This window comes from Isoptericola sp. b515 (assembly GCF_030588125.1).
Classification (GTDB): Bacteria; Actinomycetota; Actinomycetes; order Actinomycetales; family Cellulomonadaceae; genus Isoptericola; species Isoptericola sediminis.
Map to the genome: position 1 here is coordinate 475,861 of NZ_JAUQYR010000001.1, position 16,556 is coordinate 492,416.

Below are 16,556 nucleotides of genomic sequence, written 5' to 3' on the forward strand. Positions count from 1 at the left end.
CCACACTGTCGGCGTGCCGTCCCGCGACCCTGCCGCCGTCCCCGGGGACAACCATCCCCTCGTGGACGTGCTGACCGCGCACGGCGCCCGGGCCGACCGCCTGACGCACCTGCGCACCCTCCCGGCGCGCACCGGGGAGCACGCCGACTGGCCCGCGTGGGCCGACCCCGACCTCGTCGCCGGGTGTCGCGCGCTCGGGGTCGAACGGCCCTGGACCCATCAGGTCACCGCGGCCGAGGCCACCTGGCGCGGCGAGCACGTGGCGCTGGCCACCTCGACCGGCTCGGGCAAGTCCCTGGCGTTCTGGCTGCCCGCCCTGACCGCCGTCCGCGACGCCCGGCGGGCCGCGACGCCCGACGCCGGACGGATCGAGGCACGGCACCGGGGCGCCACCGCGCTGTACCTGTCGCCCACCAAGGCCCTCGCCGCGGACCAGCTCTCCGGTCTCACGGGGCTGCTCGACGCCGCCGGCATCCGCGACGTGCGCACCGCCACCTGCGACGGCGACACCTCGACCGAGGAGCGGCGCTGGGTCGTCGACCACGCCGACGTCGTCCTGACCAATCCCGACTTCCTGCACTTCGCGCTGCTGCCCCAGCACCGCCGGTGGACGCGGCTGCTGCGGGGACTGCGGTACGTCGTCGTCGACGAGGGGCACACCTACCGCGGCGTCTTCGGCGCGCACGTCGCGCTCGTGCTGCGACGCCTGGCCCGGCTGGTCGAGCACCTCGGGGGCGCGGCCCCGACCGTCGTCGTCGCCAGCGCCACGACCGCGGACCCGGCGGTCAGCGCCGCCCGGTTGATCGGCGTCGACCCGGACCAGGTCACGGCCGTCACCCGCGACTCCTCGCCGTCGGGGCGGCGCACCGTGGCGCTGTGGCGCCCGCCCGAGATCACCGGACCCGCCGTGGAGCGGGTCGGCGCCGACGGCCTCGACCCGGCGGCGGACCCGTGGGCACTGCCCGACCCCCTGGACCGGGAGGCGCACGAGGCCGACGCCGTCCTGACCCCGTCCGGCGAGGCCGAGCACCCGCGCCGGTCCGCCACCGCCGAGGTGGCGGACCTCCTGGCCGACCTCGCCGCGCACGGGGCCCGGACGCTGGCGTTCACGCGGTCACGGCGCGGCGCCGAGTCCGTGGCGCAGCAGACCCGCGACCACCTGCGCCCGGTCTCCACCGAGCTGGCCGGCCGGATCGCCGCCTACCGTGGCGGCTACCTGCCCGAGGAGCGCCGCGAGCTGGAGCAGGCCCTGCGCTCGGGAGCGCTGCTCGGCCTGGCGACCACCAACGCCCTCGAGCTCGGGGTGGACATCTCGGGTCTCGACGCCGTGCTCGTCGCCGGCTGGCCCGGGACCCGGATGTCGCTGTGGCAGCAGGCCGGACGCGCCGGACGGGCCGGCGCCGACGGGCTGGTGGCCTTCGTCGCGCGCGAGGACCCGCTGGACACCTACCTCGTCACGCACCCCGAGGCCGTGTTCGACGCGCCCCTGGAAGCCTGCGTGTTCGACCCCGCCAACCCGTACGTGCTCGCTCCCCAGCTCTGCGCGGCGGCGCAGGAGCTGCCGCTGCGCAGCGAGGGCCTGGCCCGGTTCGGCGACCCGGCCCGGGTCCGCGAGATCCTCGACGTGCTCGTGGCCCGCGGGGCGCTGCGGCGCCGCCCCTCCGGCTGGTACTGGACGCACGCCCAGCCCGCCGCGGACCTGGCCGACCTGCGCGGCAGCGGCGGGCGTCCGGTGCGGGTGGTCGAGGCCTCGACGGGTCGGCTCCTCGGGACGGTCGACGCCGCGTCCGCCGACGGTCAGGTGCACGACGGAGCCGTCTACGTGCACCAGGGCGTGACGTTCGTCGTGGACCACCTGGACCTCGCCGAGCACGTGGCGCTCGTCGCGCGCCGGGACGTCGACCACGCCACCTGGTCGCGCGAGCTGATGGAGATCAGCCTGGCCGAGCCCGGCGACGCCGAGCACCCCGCACCCGAGGGCGCACCACCCGCCCGCGGCCGTGAGTGGGGACCCGTGACCTGGGGTCTCGGCCCCGTGGAGGTCACCAGCCAGGTCGTCAGCTTCCAGCGCCGGCGCATCCCGGACATGCAGGTCCTGGACACCGAGGCCCTGGACCTGCCGGCCCGCACGCTGGGCACGACGGCCGTGTGGTGGTCGGTGCCGGACTTCGTGCTGCGTGCGGCGGGGGTGGACGAGGAGACGGCACCCGGCGCGCTGCACGCCGCCGAGCACGCCGCGATCGGCCTGCTGCCGCTGCTGGCGACGTGCGACCGCTGGGACCTGGGTGGCGTCTCCACCGCCCGGCACCCCGACACCGGCGAGGCGACCGTGTTCGTCTACGACGCCTACCCGGGCGGTGCGGGGTTCGCCGAACGCGGGTACGAGCTCGGGGCGCAGTGGCTGCGGGCCGTCCGGGAGGCCGTGGCCGCCTGCCCCTGCGCCGACGGCTGCCCGGCCTGCGTGCAGTCCCCGAAGTGCGGCAACGAGAACTCCCCGCTCGACAAGACGGGGGCCGTGCGACTGCTCGACGCCGTGCTGTCCCACGCCCCGGCGGGCGCCCCGACGTCGTGAGACCCCCTACGATCGAGGCGTGACCCCCGAGGACGAACTCACCGCACGCCGTGACCGGCGCGAGAACACCCGTGTCGACCCGGCGAACGCCCGCTCGTGGCTGCTGCTGTCCGCGCTGCGCGCCGACGACTTCGACGCCGCGCAGCTGTCCCGGGCGGACCAGCTCGTGCTGGACTGCGAGGACGCCGTCGACGAGTCGCGCAAGGACGAGGCCCGCCGTCTGGTGCTGGACTGGTTCCGCACCGGCGGACGCGCCTGGGTGCGGGTCAACGAGCGCGGCGCGGCCGCCTGGGCCGACGACATGACCGCGTTCCGCGACGCCGAGGGGCTGTGCGGCGTGATCCTCGCCAAGTGCGAGAGCCCCGACCAGGTGGTCGACACCGTCCAGCGGCTGGGCGGCCACGTCCCGGTCGTCCCCCTGGTGGAGTCCGCCCTGGGGATCGAGGACGCCGTCCGCATCGCGCGCGCGCCGGGCGCGTTCCGGCTCGCCTTCGGCTCCGGGGACTACCGCCGCGACACCGGTGCCGCCAACGAGCCGCTGGCGATGGCCTACCCCCGGTCGCGTCTCGTCAACGCCTCCCGCATCGGCGAGCTGCCCGGACCGATCGACGGCCCGACCGTCGGGTCCAGCCACCCGCTCCTGCGCGAGCAGTCCGGCGACGCCGTGGCGATGGGGATGACCGGACGCATCTGCCTCGACCTGGAGCAGCCGGCGGTCATCAACGAGGTCCTGTCCCCGGCACCGGCGGACGTCGCCTGGGCCCAGGACTTCCTGGCGGAGTTCGAGGCCTCCGGTTCCGTGATCCGCGACGGGTCGGACAAGCCGCGTCTGGCCCGCGCCCGCCTGATCTCCGAGCGCGCGCGACTCTTCCGGGTCGAACCCTCCTGACCCTCGCCGGCCGGCACCCCGCCGGCGCGCTCGCCGCGGCGCCCCGGCGGGTCCGGCCCGGGCGCTCGCCGTGGCGGCGCCGAGACCGAACCGGGAGCCGGGACCGCTGACGGGCCGCCGGACGACCACTTCCACGACGCCGCCGTCGTGCTGCTCGCAGCGGGCGAGCCGGGCACCGTGGTGCACCACCGTCCGGCGGGCCACCGGGCAGGCGTCGTACCCCCACCGGCGCGCCTCGGCACCGGCGATCGCGCCGAGGTCGGCGGCCGTCCGCGCTCCCGCCCGAGCCTGCTGCGTCTCCACCAGGGCCAGCAGCCCGGTCAGGCACAGCAGCACGACGGCGACCAGACCCAGGACCAGCACCGTGCCGGCGCCGCGCTCGCGGTCGACGGCCGTCACGGCTCGACCCAGGCGACGGCCCCGCCGGTCGCCTCCAGCGGGATCCCGGCCAGGACGCCCCCGGCCACCGGACGCGTGACCACGACCCGCACCCAGTCGCCCTCGGGAATCACCGTCACCTCGGCCCCGGCGCCGCCGACCCGCGCCACGGCAGCACGGACGGCGGCCTCGTCCTCCCCGACGGCGACCATCCGCGCGCCCGCCCGCGCCGCGTCCGCCGCACGCAGCTGTGCGGCGGACGCGGCCACGAGGGTGAGCACCGCGACCAGCAGCAGCGCCACGACGGGAAGACCGACGGCCAGCTCGGCCGTCACCGCGCCACGCTCGGACCGGTCGCGGGGGCTCATACCGTCAACGCCGAGCTGATGATCGACTCGAGCATCCCGCGCACCGTGTCGCTCTGCAGCACGAGGATGAGGAGCCCGGCGAACCCGGCCGCCGCGATGGTCGCGATGGCGTACTCGGCGGTGGCCAGCCCCGCCTCCGGGTCGAGGTCGGGCGTCACGGACGCAGCGGGCTCCGGCACCTCGGGCACCGCGGCCCCCGGGCTCTCGGGCGTCGTCTCGACGGTCATGTGTTCTCCTCTCGGTCGCGGGCGGCCGGCCGCGGAGGTCGGCCGCCCGTCGGGACCCGGGCCGGACGGCCGGGGTCGGACCCGCCGGTGGCGGGGGTCGGCGCTCAGCCGGACACGAGGTCCACACCGAGCGAGAGCAGGACGGGCACGAGCCCGAGCAGGACGAAGGCCGGCAGGAAGCACAGGCCCAGCGGGAGCACGAGCCGTACCGCCAGCCGACCCGCCGCCGAGCGGGCCGCGGCACGTCGGCGCTGGTTCAGCTCGGCCGCGGCGGCCCGCAACGACTCGCCCGGTGCGACGCCGTCGGTCCATGCGCTGCGCAGCGCGTCCCGCAGCGGGGCGAGCCGGGCCGTGCCGGTACCGGGCCGCACACCGCCGGAGGCCTCCCAGGCCACGTGCCAGTCGCCGCCGAGCCGCAGGGAGGCCGCCACGGCGCGCAGGGTCCGGCCGTCCCGACCACCGACCGCGGACCCCACGGCCTCCAGCGCCCGGGGGACGCCGACGCCGCTGCGCACGGCCGTGGCGACGAGCTCGAGCAGCACGGCCACGTCGACCGGACCGCCGGGGTCGTCCCCGACGGGACGGCCCGCGCGGTCGGGGCCGCGACTCCCCCGGCGGTCGGCACCGCGCCGGCGTGCGGCCCGCGGACCGACAGGCGTCCACCACCAGGGGGAGAGGCCGACCAGCACGCACGCGCCCACCACGACGGCTGTCACGACGGACCTCCGGCCCGCCGGGCGGCACCGACGAGCCGGGTCGTCCACCACCGGCCGGCGGCCAGCGCGATCCCGCCCGCGACGACCGCTGCGGTGCCGAACCCGCCGTCCGTGGCCGACCCCACCGGGTCGGCACCGAGCACCCCGCCGAGCAGCACGCCCAGCGCCGGCAACCAGACCAGCACGCGCGCGGTGGTCTGCGGTCCGGCCAGCGCCGCGTCCCGTTCCGCCGCGGCCTCGGCCTCGGCGACGAGCGCGTCCGCGACCGACTCCAGGACCTGTCCCAGCGGCGCGCCCACGTCCCTCGACAGGCGTGCCCCGGCGAACACCGCCGCCGCCTGCCGGGGATCGGTCACGACCTCGGCCAGGCGCCCGGTGACGGGCAGGCCGTCGACATCGGTGGACACGTCCAGCCCGCGCGCCCAGGCGGTGGCCGGGGCGGCCCCGGACCGCAGCAGGGCGACCACCCGGGCCAGGGCGACCCGGACGTCGTCGGGAGCCCGGCCCCGCCCGCGGCGTCGAGGCGTTCGTCGGGGGGCGTCCGCCCCGCCCGCGCCCGGCAGGAGCCCGGCGGGCCGACGTCCGCCCGGAGCGGTCACGCACCAGACCGCACCGGCCACGCACAGGCCGGCCAGCACGCTCACGCCACCCACCTCCGCCGCAGCGCGTCCCAACCGTGGCCGGGGACCGGCTCGGCGACGTCGCCCGGACCCTGCCAGGTGGCGACCGGGACGACCTGCAGGTCCCCGTGGCCGTCGCGGTGCACGGTGGCGATCTGGGCCAGGTGGCGCACCCCGCGCCGGCGCTGCAGGTGCAGCACGACGTCGAGGGCGGCCGTGGCCTGCGCGGCGACGGCGGCGCGGGACATGCCGGCCAGCGCCGCGAGCGCCTCGAGGCGCGCCGGGACGTGCTCGGCGGCGTTGGCGTGCACGGTGGCCATCCCGCCGTCGTGCCCGGTGTTGAGGGCGAGCAGGAGCTCGCGCACCTCGGCCCCGCGGCACTCGCCCAGGACGATGCGGTCGGGACGCATGCGCAGCGCACCCCGCACGAGGTCGGCCAGCGTGATCTCGCCGACCCCCTCGACGTTGGGCCGCCGCGCCGCGAGCGCCACGACGTGGGGGTGGACCGGGGCCAGCTCCCGAGCCTCCTCGACGGTGAGCAGGCGTTCGTCGTGGGGGACCAGGCCGAGCAGGGCGGCGAGCAGGGTCGTCTTCCCGGTGCCCGTGCCCCCGGTCACCAGCAGGTTCGCCCGTCCCCGCACGAGCCCGTGCAGCACCGGCACCCACGCGTCCGGCAGGGCGCCGCGCTCCGCGAGCGCCCGCAGGTCGTGGGTCGCCTGTCGCAGCACCCGCAGGGCGATCACCGCGCCCTCGGGGGCGACGGGCGCGACGGCGGCGTGCAGCCGGGTGCCGTCGGGCAGGCGGGCGTCGACGACAGGGCTGGCGTCGTCGAGACGCTGGCCGGCGACGGCGGCCATGCGGACCGCGAGCTCGCGCACGGCACCCGGGGACGCGAGCGCCAGGTCGGCACGCTCCAGGCCGTGGCCCCGGTCCAGCCAGACCTCCTCGGGCCCGTTGACCAGGACGTCCGTGACGCCGGGCGTCTCGAGGAGCGGTTGCAGCGGACCGGCGCCGACCAGCTCGGCCCGGGCCGCGCGGGTGAGGTCGGCGAGCGCGTCGGACCCGAGGACCCGGCCGGTGGACCGCAACGCCGCGGCGACGTCAGCGGCATCGGGCGGCGTGGTGCGGCCAGGACCGCCGAGCCGGGTCCGGACGTCGTGGAGAAGCCGGTCGTCGAGCGTCGTCACGCCGCCTCCCGTCGGGCCGCGGTGCCGGTCAGCGCGTCCACGAGCCGGGTCGCCGCACGTCCGAGCGGCGCCCGGCGTCCCGTGCTCGGGCCGTGGCCGCGTTCCAGGCGGCCTGCGAGCCGCGGGTCCCAGCCGACGGTGGCGACCACCGGGTGGCCGAGCACCTCGCCGAGCCCGCGCTCGTCGACCCGGCCGTGCGCGGGCCGGCAGGCGACCGGGAGGACGTGCGGGGCACCGACGTCGTCCAGCTGTCGCAGCGCGGCCAGCGCTCCGGCGACGCCGCCGGTGCGCAGCGGGGTGACCAGGACGACGGCGTCCGCCGCGCCGACCAGCGTGGCCGCGGCCGCGGTGCAGATCCAGGGGCGGGGCAGGTCGAGCACGACCCGGTGCCCGGTGCGCAGGACGGCCGTCGTCGTGTCCAGCACGACGGCCTCGTCGGGTGCGGTGGCGTCGCGGTGCCCTCCGGACAGGACGGGGACCGCACCCCACCGGGGCAGGGCGGCGACGAGGGCGTCACCGTCGACCGTGCCCCGGGCGCCGGCGAGGTCGCTCCAGCGGGCACCCGCGGCGCCGTCGATCCCGAGGTGCACGTCCAGACCGGCGCCCGGGACGTCCAGGTCGACCAGCGCGGTCGCCCCCACCCGCCGCCTCAGGGCGCGGGCGAGCGCGGCGGCGAGCAGCGAGGTCCCGGCCCCGCCGCAGGCTCCGAGGACCCCGACGAGACGTGCGGCGGACGGCACGGGGGGCACGCCGTCCGCAGGGGTGGTGGTGAGGTCCATGGCGGCCACCGTGCCGGGCCGGACCACACCGTCGCGGGCCACGACGCGGCCGCCGGGGACGACGAGACCTGGGGGTGACGTCCCCGAACGCTCCCGCGGCCCTGCCGACCTCCTCCAGGACGGCGCTAGGCTCGCCCCCATGAGCACCTCGCCGCTGGAGCCGCAGCAGCAGGGGGGCGGCACGTCGACGGGCCGACGGGTCGCCGCGTTCTTCGACCTGGACAAGACGATCATCGCCACGAGCTCCACCGCGGTGTTCTCCCCCTCGTTCCTCGCCGGCGGGCTCATCACGCGCGGCGACGTGCTGCGCAGCGCCTACGCGCACTTCCTCTACATGGCCGGCAGCGCGGACGCGGACCAGACCGAGCGGATGCGCCAGCACCTGTCGGACCTGGCCACCGGGTGGGACGTGGCCCGGGTGAAGCAGATCGTCGCCGAGACCGTGCACGAGCACGTCGACCCGTACGTCTACGCCGAGGCGGTGGACCTCATCACCGAGCACCACGAGGCCGGGCACGACGTCGTCGTCGTCTCGGCGTCCGGCACCGAGCTGGTGGAGCCGATCGCCGCCATGCTCGGGGCGGACCACGTGGTCGCCACCCGGATGGCGGTCGCCGAGGGCCGGTTCACCGGGGAGATCGACTTCTACGCCTACGGGGAGAACAAGGCGACGGCGATCCGGGACCTCGCCCGGAAGCGCGGCTACGACCTGGACCGCTGCTACGCCTACTCGGACTCGGTCACCGACGCGCCGATGCTGGCCGCGGTGGGGCACGGGCACGCGGTCAACCCCGACCGTGCGCTGCGCCGGATGGCCGCCGAGAACGGGTGGGAGATGCTGACCTTCACCCGCCCGGTGGCGCTGCGCCCGCGGGTGCGCCCGGTCCCGGTGCTGGCGGCGGTCGGGCTGCTCGGCGCGGTGGGCCTCACGTGGTGGTGGCGCCGTCGCCAGGGACGCGACCTCGCCTGACGCGGGCGCTTGCGGTGGACGTCCCCCGGGCGTTTGATGGACGGGTCAGGACGGCACGCGGGACCCACGCTCAGGAAGTCCACGTCGAGGACTCGTCGAACGGGCTGGACCCGGTACGGCGATCGAGGACAAGGCGCCTGCTACCCGTGTCCTGTCCGGCGTGAACGGCGTCCCGGCCACCGTGCCCGGGCGCCGTTCGCGTGGTGGGTCGGGACCGTCGCCCGAACGGCACCCCACCCGGTCACGCACCGTCCGGGCGCGACCACGACCGCTCGGCGGACCAGGGCGACCGCTCGCGGAACGGCGCCGCCGAGCGGATTGCGGAGCATTCCTTACTTTCGCCGTCCCGGGCGTGATCCCGGTCACGGTGCGGGTCTAGACTCGCCTGTGATGCGGCCCGGAGAGGCACGCGGACGGACGGAACGCGACGACGCGGAGGAACCAGTGACCGACACCCAGTCCAGCAGCCCGAGCCTGGAGAACCTGCTCCACGAGACCCGCACCTTCCCCCCCAGCGGGGAGTTCGCCGCCCAGGCGAACGCCCAGCCGTCGCTGTACGACGACGCGGCGGCCGACCGCCTCGAGTTCTGGGCGCGCCAGGCCCGCGACCTCGTCACCTGGCGGACGCCCTTCACCGAGACCCTCGACTGGTCCGGTGCGCCGGTGGCCCGCTGGTTCGCGGACGGCACCCTCAACGCCGCCTACAACGCGGTCGACCGGCACGTCGAGGCCGGCCTCGGCGACCGGGTCGCGATCCACTTCGAGGGCGAGCCCGGCGACACCCGCACCGTCACCTACGCCGACATGCAGCGCGAGGTGTCCCGCGCGGCCAACGCCCTGGCCGCGCTCGGGGTCGAGTCCGGCGACCGCGTCGTCATCTACATGCCCATGCTCGTCGAGTCGGCCGTGGCCATGCTCGCCTGCGCCCGGATCGGCGCCGCGCACTCGGTCGTGTTCGGCGGGTTCAGCGCCGACGCCCTGCGCAGCCGCATCGCCGACGCCGAGGCCAAGGTCGTCATCACCGCCGACGGCGGCTACCGCCGCGGTGCACCCAGCCCCCTCAAGCCCGCGGTCGACGAGGCCCTGCGCGGCGAGGGCGCCGAGAGCGTCGAGCACGTGCTGGTGGTCCGCCGCACCGAGCAGGACGTCGACTGGACCGAGGGCCGGGACGTGTGGTGGCACGACGTCGTGGACACCGCCGACGACGTCCACGAGCCCACCTGGGTGGAGGCCGAGCACCCGCTCTTCATCCTGTACACCTCCGGGACCACCGGGAAGCCGAAGGGCATCCTGCACACCACCGGCGGGTATCTCACCCAGGCCGCCTACACGCACAAGAACGTCTTCGACCTCAAGCCGGAGAGCGACGTCTACTGGTGCTCGGCGGACATCGGCTGGGTCACCGGGCACACCTACATCGTCTACGGACCGATGCTCAACGGCGCCACCCAGGTGATGTACGAGGGCACCCCGGACACCCCGCACAAGGGCCGCTGGTGGGAGCTCGTCGAGAAGTACAAGGTCTCGCTGTTCTACACCGCCCCGACCGCGATCCGGGCCTGCATGAAGTGGGGCGAGGAGATCCCCGCCGGCTTCGACCTGTCCTCGCTGCGGCTCCTCGGCTCGGTCGGCGAACCGATCAACCCCGAGGCGTGGATGTGGTACCGCCGCGTCATCGGTGGTGACACCACCCCGATCGTGGACACCTGGTGGCAGACGGAGACGGGCGCCATCATGATCAGCCCGCTGCCCGGCGTCACCGCGACCAAGCCGGGCTCGGCCCAGGTCCCGCTGCCGGGCATCAGCGCCGACGTCGTCGACGACGAGGCGAAGCCGGTGCCCGACGGCGGAGGCGGCTACCTCGTGCTGTCCGAGCCGTGGCCGTCGATGCTGCGCGGCATCTGGGGCGACCTGCAGCGGTTCAAGGACACCTACTGGTCCCGGTTCCCCGGCCTGTACTTCGCCGGGGACGGCGCCAAGAAGGACGAGGACGGCGACATCTGGCTGCTCGGTCGCGTGGACGACGTCATGAACGTCTCCGGGCACCGGCTGTCCACGACCGAGATCGAGTCGGCCCTGGTGTCCAACGACCTCGTCGCCGAGGCCGCCGTCGTCGGGGCGTCCGACGAGATGTCCGGCCAGGCGGTGGTGGCGTTCGTCATCCTGCGCGGCGAGCACGCTGACGAGGCCTCGACCGACGAGGGATCGGCGCGCATCGAGAAGACGCTGCGCGACCACGTGGCCAAGGAGATCGGCCCGATCGCCAAGCCCCGCAGGATCCTCGTCGTGCCCGAGCTGCCCAAGACCCGGTCCGGCAAGATCATGCGTCGCCTGCTGCGCGACGTCGCCGAGAACCGTGAGGTCGGCGACGCCACGACGCTGGCGGACTCGTCGGTGATGAACCTGATCCAGGCCGGCCTCGGCAAGCCCTCGGAGGACTGAGCCGGAGCGAGCCCACCACGACCGCGAGGTCGTACCGTCCGCGTCCCCGTCGTACCCCGCGGGTGCGACCGCGACGCGGACGGTACGACCTCGCCGTCGTCGGCGGATGTGGCTCACGTCGGCCGGGTCACGTCAGCCGGGTCACTCCGTGGCCAGCGCCCGGCTCTTGCGCCGGTAGACCGACGGCGTCTCCCCCGTCAGCCGCACGAAGGTCCGGGTGAACGACGGCTGGTCGTAGAACCCCGCCCGCACCGCCACCTCGGCGAGGGTCAGGTCGGTCTGCGTCAGCAGGGTGGTCGCGTGGTCGACCCGCGCCCGCAGCACGAACTGCTTGGGGGTCAGCCCGAAGATCCGTCGCATCCGACGGTCCAGGGCGCCGGTCGTGCAGCCGGCGACCTCGGCCAGCTCGGCCTGGGTCACGCCCACGCCCAGACGGTCCTCGACGACCTGCACCACGCGGGCCATGGACCCGATCACCTGGTCGTGCACGTCGCGGGTGTTCAGGTCCCGGGAGGTGGACACGAGCCCGAGGACGACGCCGTCCCGCTGCACGGGGAGCTTGGTCGTCAGGTACCACCCCGGCACACCCCCGGGGCGCCGGATGAGCTCGAGCTCGTTGCGCAGCGGCCAGGCCTCGCTGAGCACCCTGCCGTCCTGCTCCTCGTAGCGGGCGGCGAGCTCGGGCGCGAACAGCTCGGCCGAGGTGCGGCCGACGACGTCGCGGGGCGAGCGACGGTTGGCGCGGTCCACGAAGGTGCGGTTGACCAGCACGTACCGGCCGGTGACGTCCTTGGCGCAGAACATCGTGCCCGACATCTCGTCGAGCAGGTCGACGAGCTCGGGGGACAACGCGTCGATGAGCCGCTCGGCCTCGGGCCACAGCTCCACGGGTGCGCCGATCGCCATGGCGTCGGACGCTACCACCGGCGCGGACCCTCGCCGGAGCGCCGGCGGGCACGGGCCAGGGGCCACAATGGTCGGGTGCGACTTCCCGTCCCGATCGAGATCGGTCCCCTGTCCCCGTCCGCCCAGGACGCCGTGCGCACCCTGGCCTCGACGGCCGCGGCCCACGACGGCGTGGACCCGCTCTCGGAGCAGCCGCTGCTGCGCCTCGGCGACGACGGCGCGGACCTGACCCACGCTGTGGTCCGGTCCCGGGCGGGCGCGACGATCGGCTACCTGCAGGTGGACCGCGGGGGCGACGTGGCCGGTGCGGAGATGGTCGTCCACCCCGAGCACCGGCGCGCCGGCGTGGGCAGCCTGCTGCTGCGGACCGCGGAGCGCGACGCGCGGCTGCCGGAGCGGTCCGGGGCCCCCGACCAGCGGGGCAAGCCGTTGCGGGTGTGGGCCCACGGCGACCTGCCCGCCGCCCGGGCCTTCGCGGAGTCCCACGGCTACGCCGTCGTGCGCGAGCTGCTGTTCCTGGCCCGCCCGCTCGACGGGGCGGGCGACGCCGCCGACGCCCCCGCCGTGCCCGACGGCTACGTCCTGCGTCCGTTCCGGCCGGGCGAGGACGACGACGCCTGGCTGGCGCTCAACGCGCTGGCGTTCGCCGACCACCCCGAGCAGGGGCGCCTGGGCCCCGACGACCTGAGGGCCCGGCTGGCCGAGCCGTGGTTCGACGCGGCCGGGTTCCTCGTGCTGGACCGTCCGGACGGCCGGCCGGCCGGCTTCGTGTGGACGAAGGTGGAGACCGACCAGCCGGCAGGGCAGGCCGACGGCGAGATCTACGCCCTCGGCGTCGACCCGGGCACGCAGGGCGAGGGACTCGGGCGGCTGCTGACCCGGGCGGGGCTGCAGCACCTGGCGGCCGTGGGTTGCACGCGCGCCGTGCTGTACGTCGAGGGCGACAACGTCCCGGCGCTGCGCACCTACGAGCGGGCCGGGTTCACCCGGGCCGCGGTGGACGTGCAGTACGCCCGCCCCTGACCCGGTCGACGCCTGCGTCACCCACCGGTCGGCAATCAGTGCCACGATGGGGCGTATGACAGGCTCCTCCACCCCCGCGGCGCGTCGACGCGACGCCCGTGGCCGGTTCGTGGCTGCCGCCACCTCCACCTCGTCCGAGACCCGTACGACAGCGAAGGCAGGACCCCGCCGGATGGATCCCGAGCTCGCCGCCCACATCGCCGAGCACATCGCCGAGGAGCCGGACCAGGACCAGGTCGTCGAGGAGTCCCTGCACCAGCCGGAGCTCCCCGAGGACCGGTTCGCCGACCGCGAGCTGAGCTGGCTCGCCTTCAACGAACGGGTGCTCGAGCTCGCCGAGGACGAGTCCCTGCCCCTGCTGGAACGCGTGCGGTTCCTGGCGATCTTCGCCTCGAACCTGGACGAGTTCTTCATGGTCCGGGTCGCCGGCCTGAAGCGCCGCATCGCCACCGGGATCGCCGTCACCGCGGCCTCGGGCCTCAGCCCGCGCGAGGTGCTCGCCGGCATCGGCGCCAAGGCCCACGAGCTGATGGACCGGCACGCCCGGGTGTTCCGCGACGACGTCTCGCCGGCCCTGCACGACGAGGGCATCACGCTCGTGCACTGGGACGAGCTGCTCGAGAAGGAGCAGCAGCGCCTGCACAAGTTCTTCCGCAAGCACATCTTCCCGGTGCTCACGCCGCTGGCCGTGGACCCCGCGCACCCCTTCCCCTACATCTCCGGGCTGTCGCTCAACCTGGCCGTCGTGGTGGCCAACCCGCTGACCGACAAGGAGCACTTCGCCCGGGTCAAGGTGCCCCCGCTGCTGCCGCGGTTCATCGCCGTCGACGACCGGGGCCGCCCCAGCGCGCCGACACCGACCCAGAAGGGTGGGACGCAGAAGTCCTTCGTGCCGCTGGAGGAGGTCATCGCCCAGCACCTGGACTACCTCTTCCCCGGGATGGAGATCCGCGAGCACCACACCTTCCGCGTCACCCGCAACGAGGACGTGGAGGTCGAGGAGGACGACGCCGAGAACCTCCTGCAGGCGATGGAGAAGGAGCTGCTGCGGCGCCGCTTCGGCCCGCCGGTCCGCCTCGAGCTGCACGAGGAGATCTCGCCGCGCATCCGCGAGCTGCTGGTGCGCGAGCTCGGCGTGGTCGAGGAGGAGGTCTACCAGCTGCCCGGGCCGCTCGACCTGACGGGTCTCAACGTGCTGGCCGACATCGACCGCGCGGAGCTGCACTACCCGCCGTTCGTCCCGACGACGCACCGCCAGCTCGCCGAGGTGGAGTCGGCGATGCCCGGCAACGTGTTCGCCGCGATCCGCGAGCGGGACGTGCTCCTGCACCACCCCTACGACTCGTTCTCGACGTCGGTGCAGACGTTCCTCGAGCAGGCCGCGGCCGACCCGAAGGTGCTGGCGATCAAGCAGACGCTGTACCGCACGTCGGGCGACTCCCCGATCGTCGACGCGCTCATCGACGCCGCCGAGGCGGGCAAGCAGGTCCTGGCCCTGGTGGAGATCAAGGCCCGGTTCGACGAGCAGGCCAACATCTCCTGGGCCCGCAAGCTGGAGGAGGCCGGCGTCCACGTCGTGTACGGCATCGTGGGGCTGAAGACGCACTGCAAGCTCTCCCTGGTGGTGCGCCAGGAGTCGGACGGGCTGGCCCGCTACTGCCACGTGGGCACGGGCAACTACCACCCGAAGACGGCGCGGCTGTACACCGACCACGGCCTGCTGACCTGCGACCCGGACGTGGGCCAGGACCTGACCCGGCTGTTCAACCAGCTCTCCGGGTACGCGCCGCACTCGAAGTTCCACCGCCTGCTCGTGGCGCCGCGCACGGTGCGCAGCGGGCTGATCGAGCGGATCGACCGCGAGGCCGAGGCCGCGCGTGCCGGGCACGAGGCGTGGGTGCGGATCAAGGTCAACTCGGCGGTCGACGAGGCGACGATCGACGCCCTGTACCGCGCCTCCCAGGCCGGGGCGAAGGTCGACCTCGTGGTCCGCGGCATCTGCGCGCTGCGCCCCGGGGTGCCGGGGCTCAGCGAGAACATCCGGGTGCGGTCGATCCTCGGCCGGTTCCTGGAGCACTCGCGCATCTTCGCGTTCGCGAACTCGGTCGGCCCCGCCATCGGCGAGGGCGAGAGCAACGGGCCGGAGGTCTTCATCGGCTCGGCCGACCTGATGCACCGCAACCTGGACCGCCGGGTCGAGGCGCTCATCCGGGTCAAGGACACCGGCCAGATCCTCGAGCTGCTCGAGCTGATGAACGACTCGATGTCGGCCCGGACCGCCGCGTGGCACCTCGAGCCGGACGGCACCTGGCGGCGCCAGGTCGAGGACGACGAGGGCCGCCCGACGGTGGACCTGCAGTCCGTGCTGGTCGACCGTCACCGCCGGCGTCCGCCGAGCTCCCGCTGAGCCGCCCGATGAGCACCACGTCCCAGTCCGGACGCGTCCTGCGCACCGCGACCCCGTTCGTCGACCCGCTGGGGCCGACGTCCGTGCAGCACGCCCCGGTGATCCAGACCGCCGGTGCGGTCGTGTGGCGCATCCGTCACGACCGCCTCCAGGTCCAGCTCGTCCACCGCCCCCGCTACGACGACTGGTCGTGGCCCAAGGGCAAGCACGAGGAGGGCGAGTCGCTGGCGACCACCGCCGTGCGGGAGGTCACCGAGGAGACGGGCAAACCCGTGGTCCTCGGGCTCCCGCTGCCCGGTCTGCAGTACCTGACGCCGGAGGGCCGGGTGAAGCGGGTGCACTACTGGGCCGCGCGCCGCGCCTCGGCCAAGCACGACTCCCGGGCGCTGGCCGCGCGGACGCCGGTCGCCCCCGCCTCGAAGCGGGAGATCGACAAGGCCGAGTGGCTCGACGCCGAGGACGCCGCCGAGCGGCTGACCCGGAGCACCGACCGCGGGCCGCTGGACGCGCTGGTCGAGGCGCACCGCGACGGCCAGCTGGCCACGCACGCCGTCGTCATCGTCCGGCACGGACGGGCCCTGCCGCGCGCCAACTGGTACGGCGTCGAGCAGGACCGTCCGCTCACACCCCTGGGGCACGGGCAGGCCGCCGCCCTCGTGCCGGTGCTGGCCTCCTACGGCGTGGACGCGGTGATCTCCAGCCGCTGGGAGCGCTGCGCGACGACGATCGACCCGTACGTGCGCGCCGCCAACCTGCGCCCGGAGTACAGCGACAACCTCGGCGAGGCCCAGCACGAACGCTCCCCGGCGCGCGTCGCGGCGGCGGTGCGCGACCTGCTGGAGGCCGACCGGGCCTCGGTGCTGTGCACGCACCGCCCCGTGCTGCCGACGGTGCTGGACGTGCTCGGCCAGCACTCGAGCCGGTCGGTGGCCTCCACGCTGCCGCGGCGCGACCCCTACCTGGAGCCGGGCGAGGCGCTCGTCGCGCACGTGGCGCGCACGCCGAAGGGCCCCAAGGTGGTCGCGGCCGAGCGGGTGGCTCCGCAGGTCTTCTGAGGCTCCGCCCGCACCGG

The 16,556-nt window shown here is 75.3% G+C and carries 14 protein-coding genes and 1 pseudogene; 7 read left to right on the forward strand and 8 right to left on the reverse strand.

Translation table 11 applies throughout. The features are described from left to right. Window positions 1-13 precede the first annotated feature (13 nt). Both Q6350_RS02215 and Q6350_RS02220 read left to right on the forward strand, forming a co-directional pair. Window positions 14-2,572 (forward strand): DEAD/DEAH box helicase, encoded by a 2,559-nt coding sequence (locus Q6350_RS02215; RefSeq protein ID WP_305064945.1) that lies wholly within the window; start codon window positions 14-16, stop codon window positions 2,570-2,572. A 19-nt stretch (window positions 2,573-2,591) separates the two neighbouring features. Then, a complete protein-coding gene (locus tag Q6350_RS02220; protein WP_369810797.1) occupies window positions 2,592-3,461 on the forward strand; it encodes a CoA ester lyase in 870 nt (289 codons plus the stop codon). Window positions 3,462-3,521: 60 nt separating this feature from the next. On the opposite strand, the pseudogene Q6350_RS02225 reads toward Q6350_RS02220, so the two are convergent. The 7 genes and pseudogenes from Q6350_RS02225 to Q6350_RS02255 form a co-directional block, all read right to left on the reverse strand. After that, a pseudogene (locus Q6350_RS02225) lies at window positions 3,522-3,860 on the reverse strand (Rv3654c family TadE-like protein); the annotation flags it as partial. Next, complete coding sequence (locus Q6350_RS02230) at window positions 3,857-4,207, reverse strand: TadE family type IV pilus minor pilin (RefSeq protein WP_304606681.1); 351 nt, start codon at window positions 4,205-4,207, stop codon at window positions 3,857-3,859. The gene Q6350_RS02230 and the pseudogene Q6350_RS02225, both read right to left, overlap by 4 nt. Beyond that, complete coding sequence (locus tag Q6350_RS02235) at window positions 4,204-4,434, reverse strand: DUF4244 domain-containing protein (protein WP_304602671.1); 231 nt, start codon at window positions 4,432-4,434, stop codon at window positions 4,204-4,206. The genes Q6350_RS02230 and Q6350_RS02235 overlap by 4 nt, the downstream gene beginning before the upstream one ends. Before the next feature lie 104 nt (window positions 4,435-4,538). Then, on the reverse strand, window positions 4,539-5,150 hold the full coding sequence (locus tag Q6350_RS02240; protein ID WP_305064949.1) for a type II secretion system F family protein: 612 nt from the start codon (window positions 5,148-5,150) through the stop codon (window positions 4,539-4,541). Beyond that, a complete protein-coding gene (locus Q6350_RS02245; protein ID WP_305064951.1) occupies window positions 5,147-5,794 on the reverse strand; it encodes a hypothetical protein in 648 nt (215 codons plus the stop codon). Before Q6350_RS02245 ends, Q6350_RS02240 begins: the two co-directional genes overlap by 4 nt. Then, the gene (locus Q6350_RS02250) at window positions 5,791-6,957 is read right to left on the reverse strand and encodes a TadA family conjugal transfer-associated ATPase (RefSeq protein WP_305064953.1); all 1,167 of its coding nucleotides are present in this window, start codon (window positions 6,955-6,957) and stop codon (window positions 5,791-5,793) included. Before Q6350_RS02250 ends, Q6350_RS02245 begins: the two co-directional genes overlap by 4 nt. Continuing rightward, window positions 6,954-7,736: a pilus assembly protein FlpE gene (locus Q6350_RS02255; protein WP_304606676.1), complete on the reverse strand. Its 783-nt coding sequence runs from the start codon at window positions 7,734-7,736 to the stop codon at window positions 6,954-6,956. The genes Q6350_RS02250 and Q6350_RS02255 overlap by 4 nt, the downstream gene beginning before the upstream one ends. Before the next feature lie 139 nt (window positions 7,737-7,875). Between Q6350_RS02255 and Q6350_RS02260 the strand changes: the two genes are divergently transcribed. Together Q6350_RS02260 and acs are read left to right on the forward strand one after the other, a co-directional pair. Further along, window positions 7,876-8,706: an HAD family phosphatase gene (locus Q6350_RS02260; protein WP_305064954.1), complete on the forward strand. Its 831-nt coding sequence runs from the start codon at window positions 7,876-7,878 to the stop codon at window positions 8,704-8,706. A gap of 444 nt (window positions 8,707-9,150) precedes the next feature. Further along, window positions 9,151-11,148, forward strand: a complete 1,998-nt coding sequence (gene acs / locus Q6350_RS02265; protein WP_304602677.1) for an acetate--CoA ligase — start codon at window positions 9,151-9,153, stop codon at window positions 11,146-11,148. A 141-nt stretch (window positions 11,149-11,289) separates the two neighbouring features. On the opposite strand, the gene Q6350_RS02270 is transcribed toward acs, so the two are convergent. Further along, entirely contained in the window at window positions 11,290-12,054 is a 765-nt protein-coding gene (locus Q6350_RS02270) for an AraC family transcriptional regulator (protein WP_171246517.1), read from the reverse strand. Between the two features lie 75 nt (window positions 12,055-12,129). On the opposite strand from Q6350_RS02270, the gene mshD reads away from it, so the two are divergent. The 3 genes from mshD to Q6350_RS02285 all read left to right on the forward strand — a co-directional run bounded on the left by mshD (window position 12,130) and on the right by Q6350_RS02285 (window position 16,539). Beyond that, window positions 12,130-13,077: a mycothiol synthase gene (mshD, locus tag Q6350_RS02275; protein ID WP_305064956.1), complete on the forward strand. Its 948-nt coding sequence runs from the start codon at window positions 12,130-12,132 to the stop codon at window positions 13,075-13,077. A gap of 172 nt (window positions 13,078-13,249) precedes the next feature. Next, entirely contained in the window at window positions 13,250-15,484 is a 2,235-nt protein-coding gene (locus Q6350_RS02280) for an RNA degradosome polyphosphate kinase (protein WP_304606674.1), read from the forward strand. Between the two features lie 8 nt (window positions 15,485-15,492). Beyond that, window positions 15,493-16,539, forward strand: a complete 1,047-nt coding sequence (locus Q6350_RS02285) for an NUDIX hydrolase (protein WP_304602679.1) — start codon at window positions 15,493-15,495, stop codon at window positions 16,537-16,539. Window positions 16,540-16,556: the final 17 nt, after the last annotated feature.

Bases quoted from the DNA above. Each gene is read 5' to 3' on its own strand.
- Q6350_RS02235 (WP_304602671.1), bottom strand. From the start codon at position 4,434: ATGACCGTCGAGACGACGCCCGAGAGCCCGGGGGCCGCGGTGCCCGAG.
- Q6350_RS02285 (WP_304602679.1), top strand. From the start codon at position 15,493: ATGAGCACCACGTCCCAGTCCGGACGCGTCCTGCGCACCGCGACCCCG.
- Q6350_RS02280 (WP_304606674.1), top strand. From the start codon at position 13,250: ATGGATCCCGAGCTCGCCGCCCACATCGCCGAGCACATCGCCGAGGAG.
- Q6350_RS02260 (WP_305064954.1), top strand. From the start codon at position 7,876: ATGAGCACCTCGCCGCTGGAGCCGCAGCAGCAGGGGGGCGGCACGTCG.
- Q6350_RS02255 (WP_304606676.1), bottom strand. From the start codon at position 7,736: ATGGACCTCACCACCACCCCTGCGGACGGCGTGCCCCCCGTGCCGTCC.
- Q6350_RS02270 (WP_171246517.1), bottom strand. From the start codon at position 12,054: ATGGCGATCGGCGCACCCGTGGAGCTGTGGCCCGAGGCCGAGCGGCTC.
- Q6350_RS02230 (WP_304606681.1), bottom strand. From the start codon at position 4,207: ATGAGCCCCCGCGACCGGTCCGAGCGTGGCGCGGTGACGGCCGAGCTG.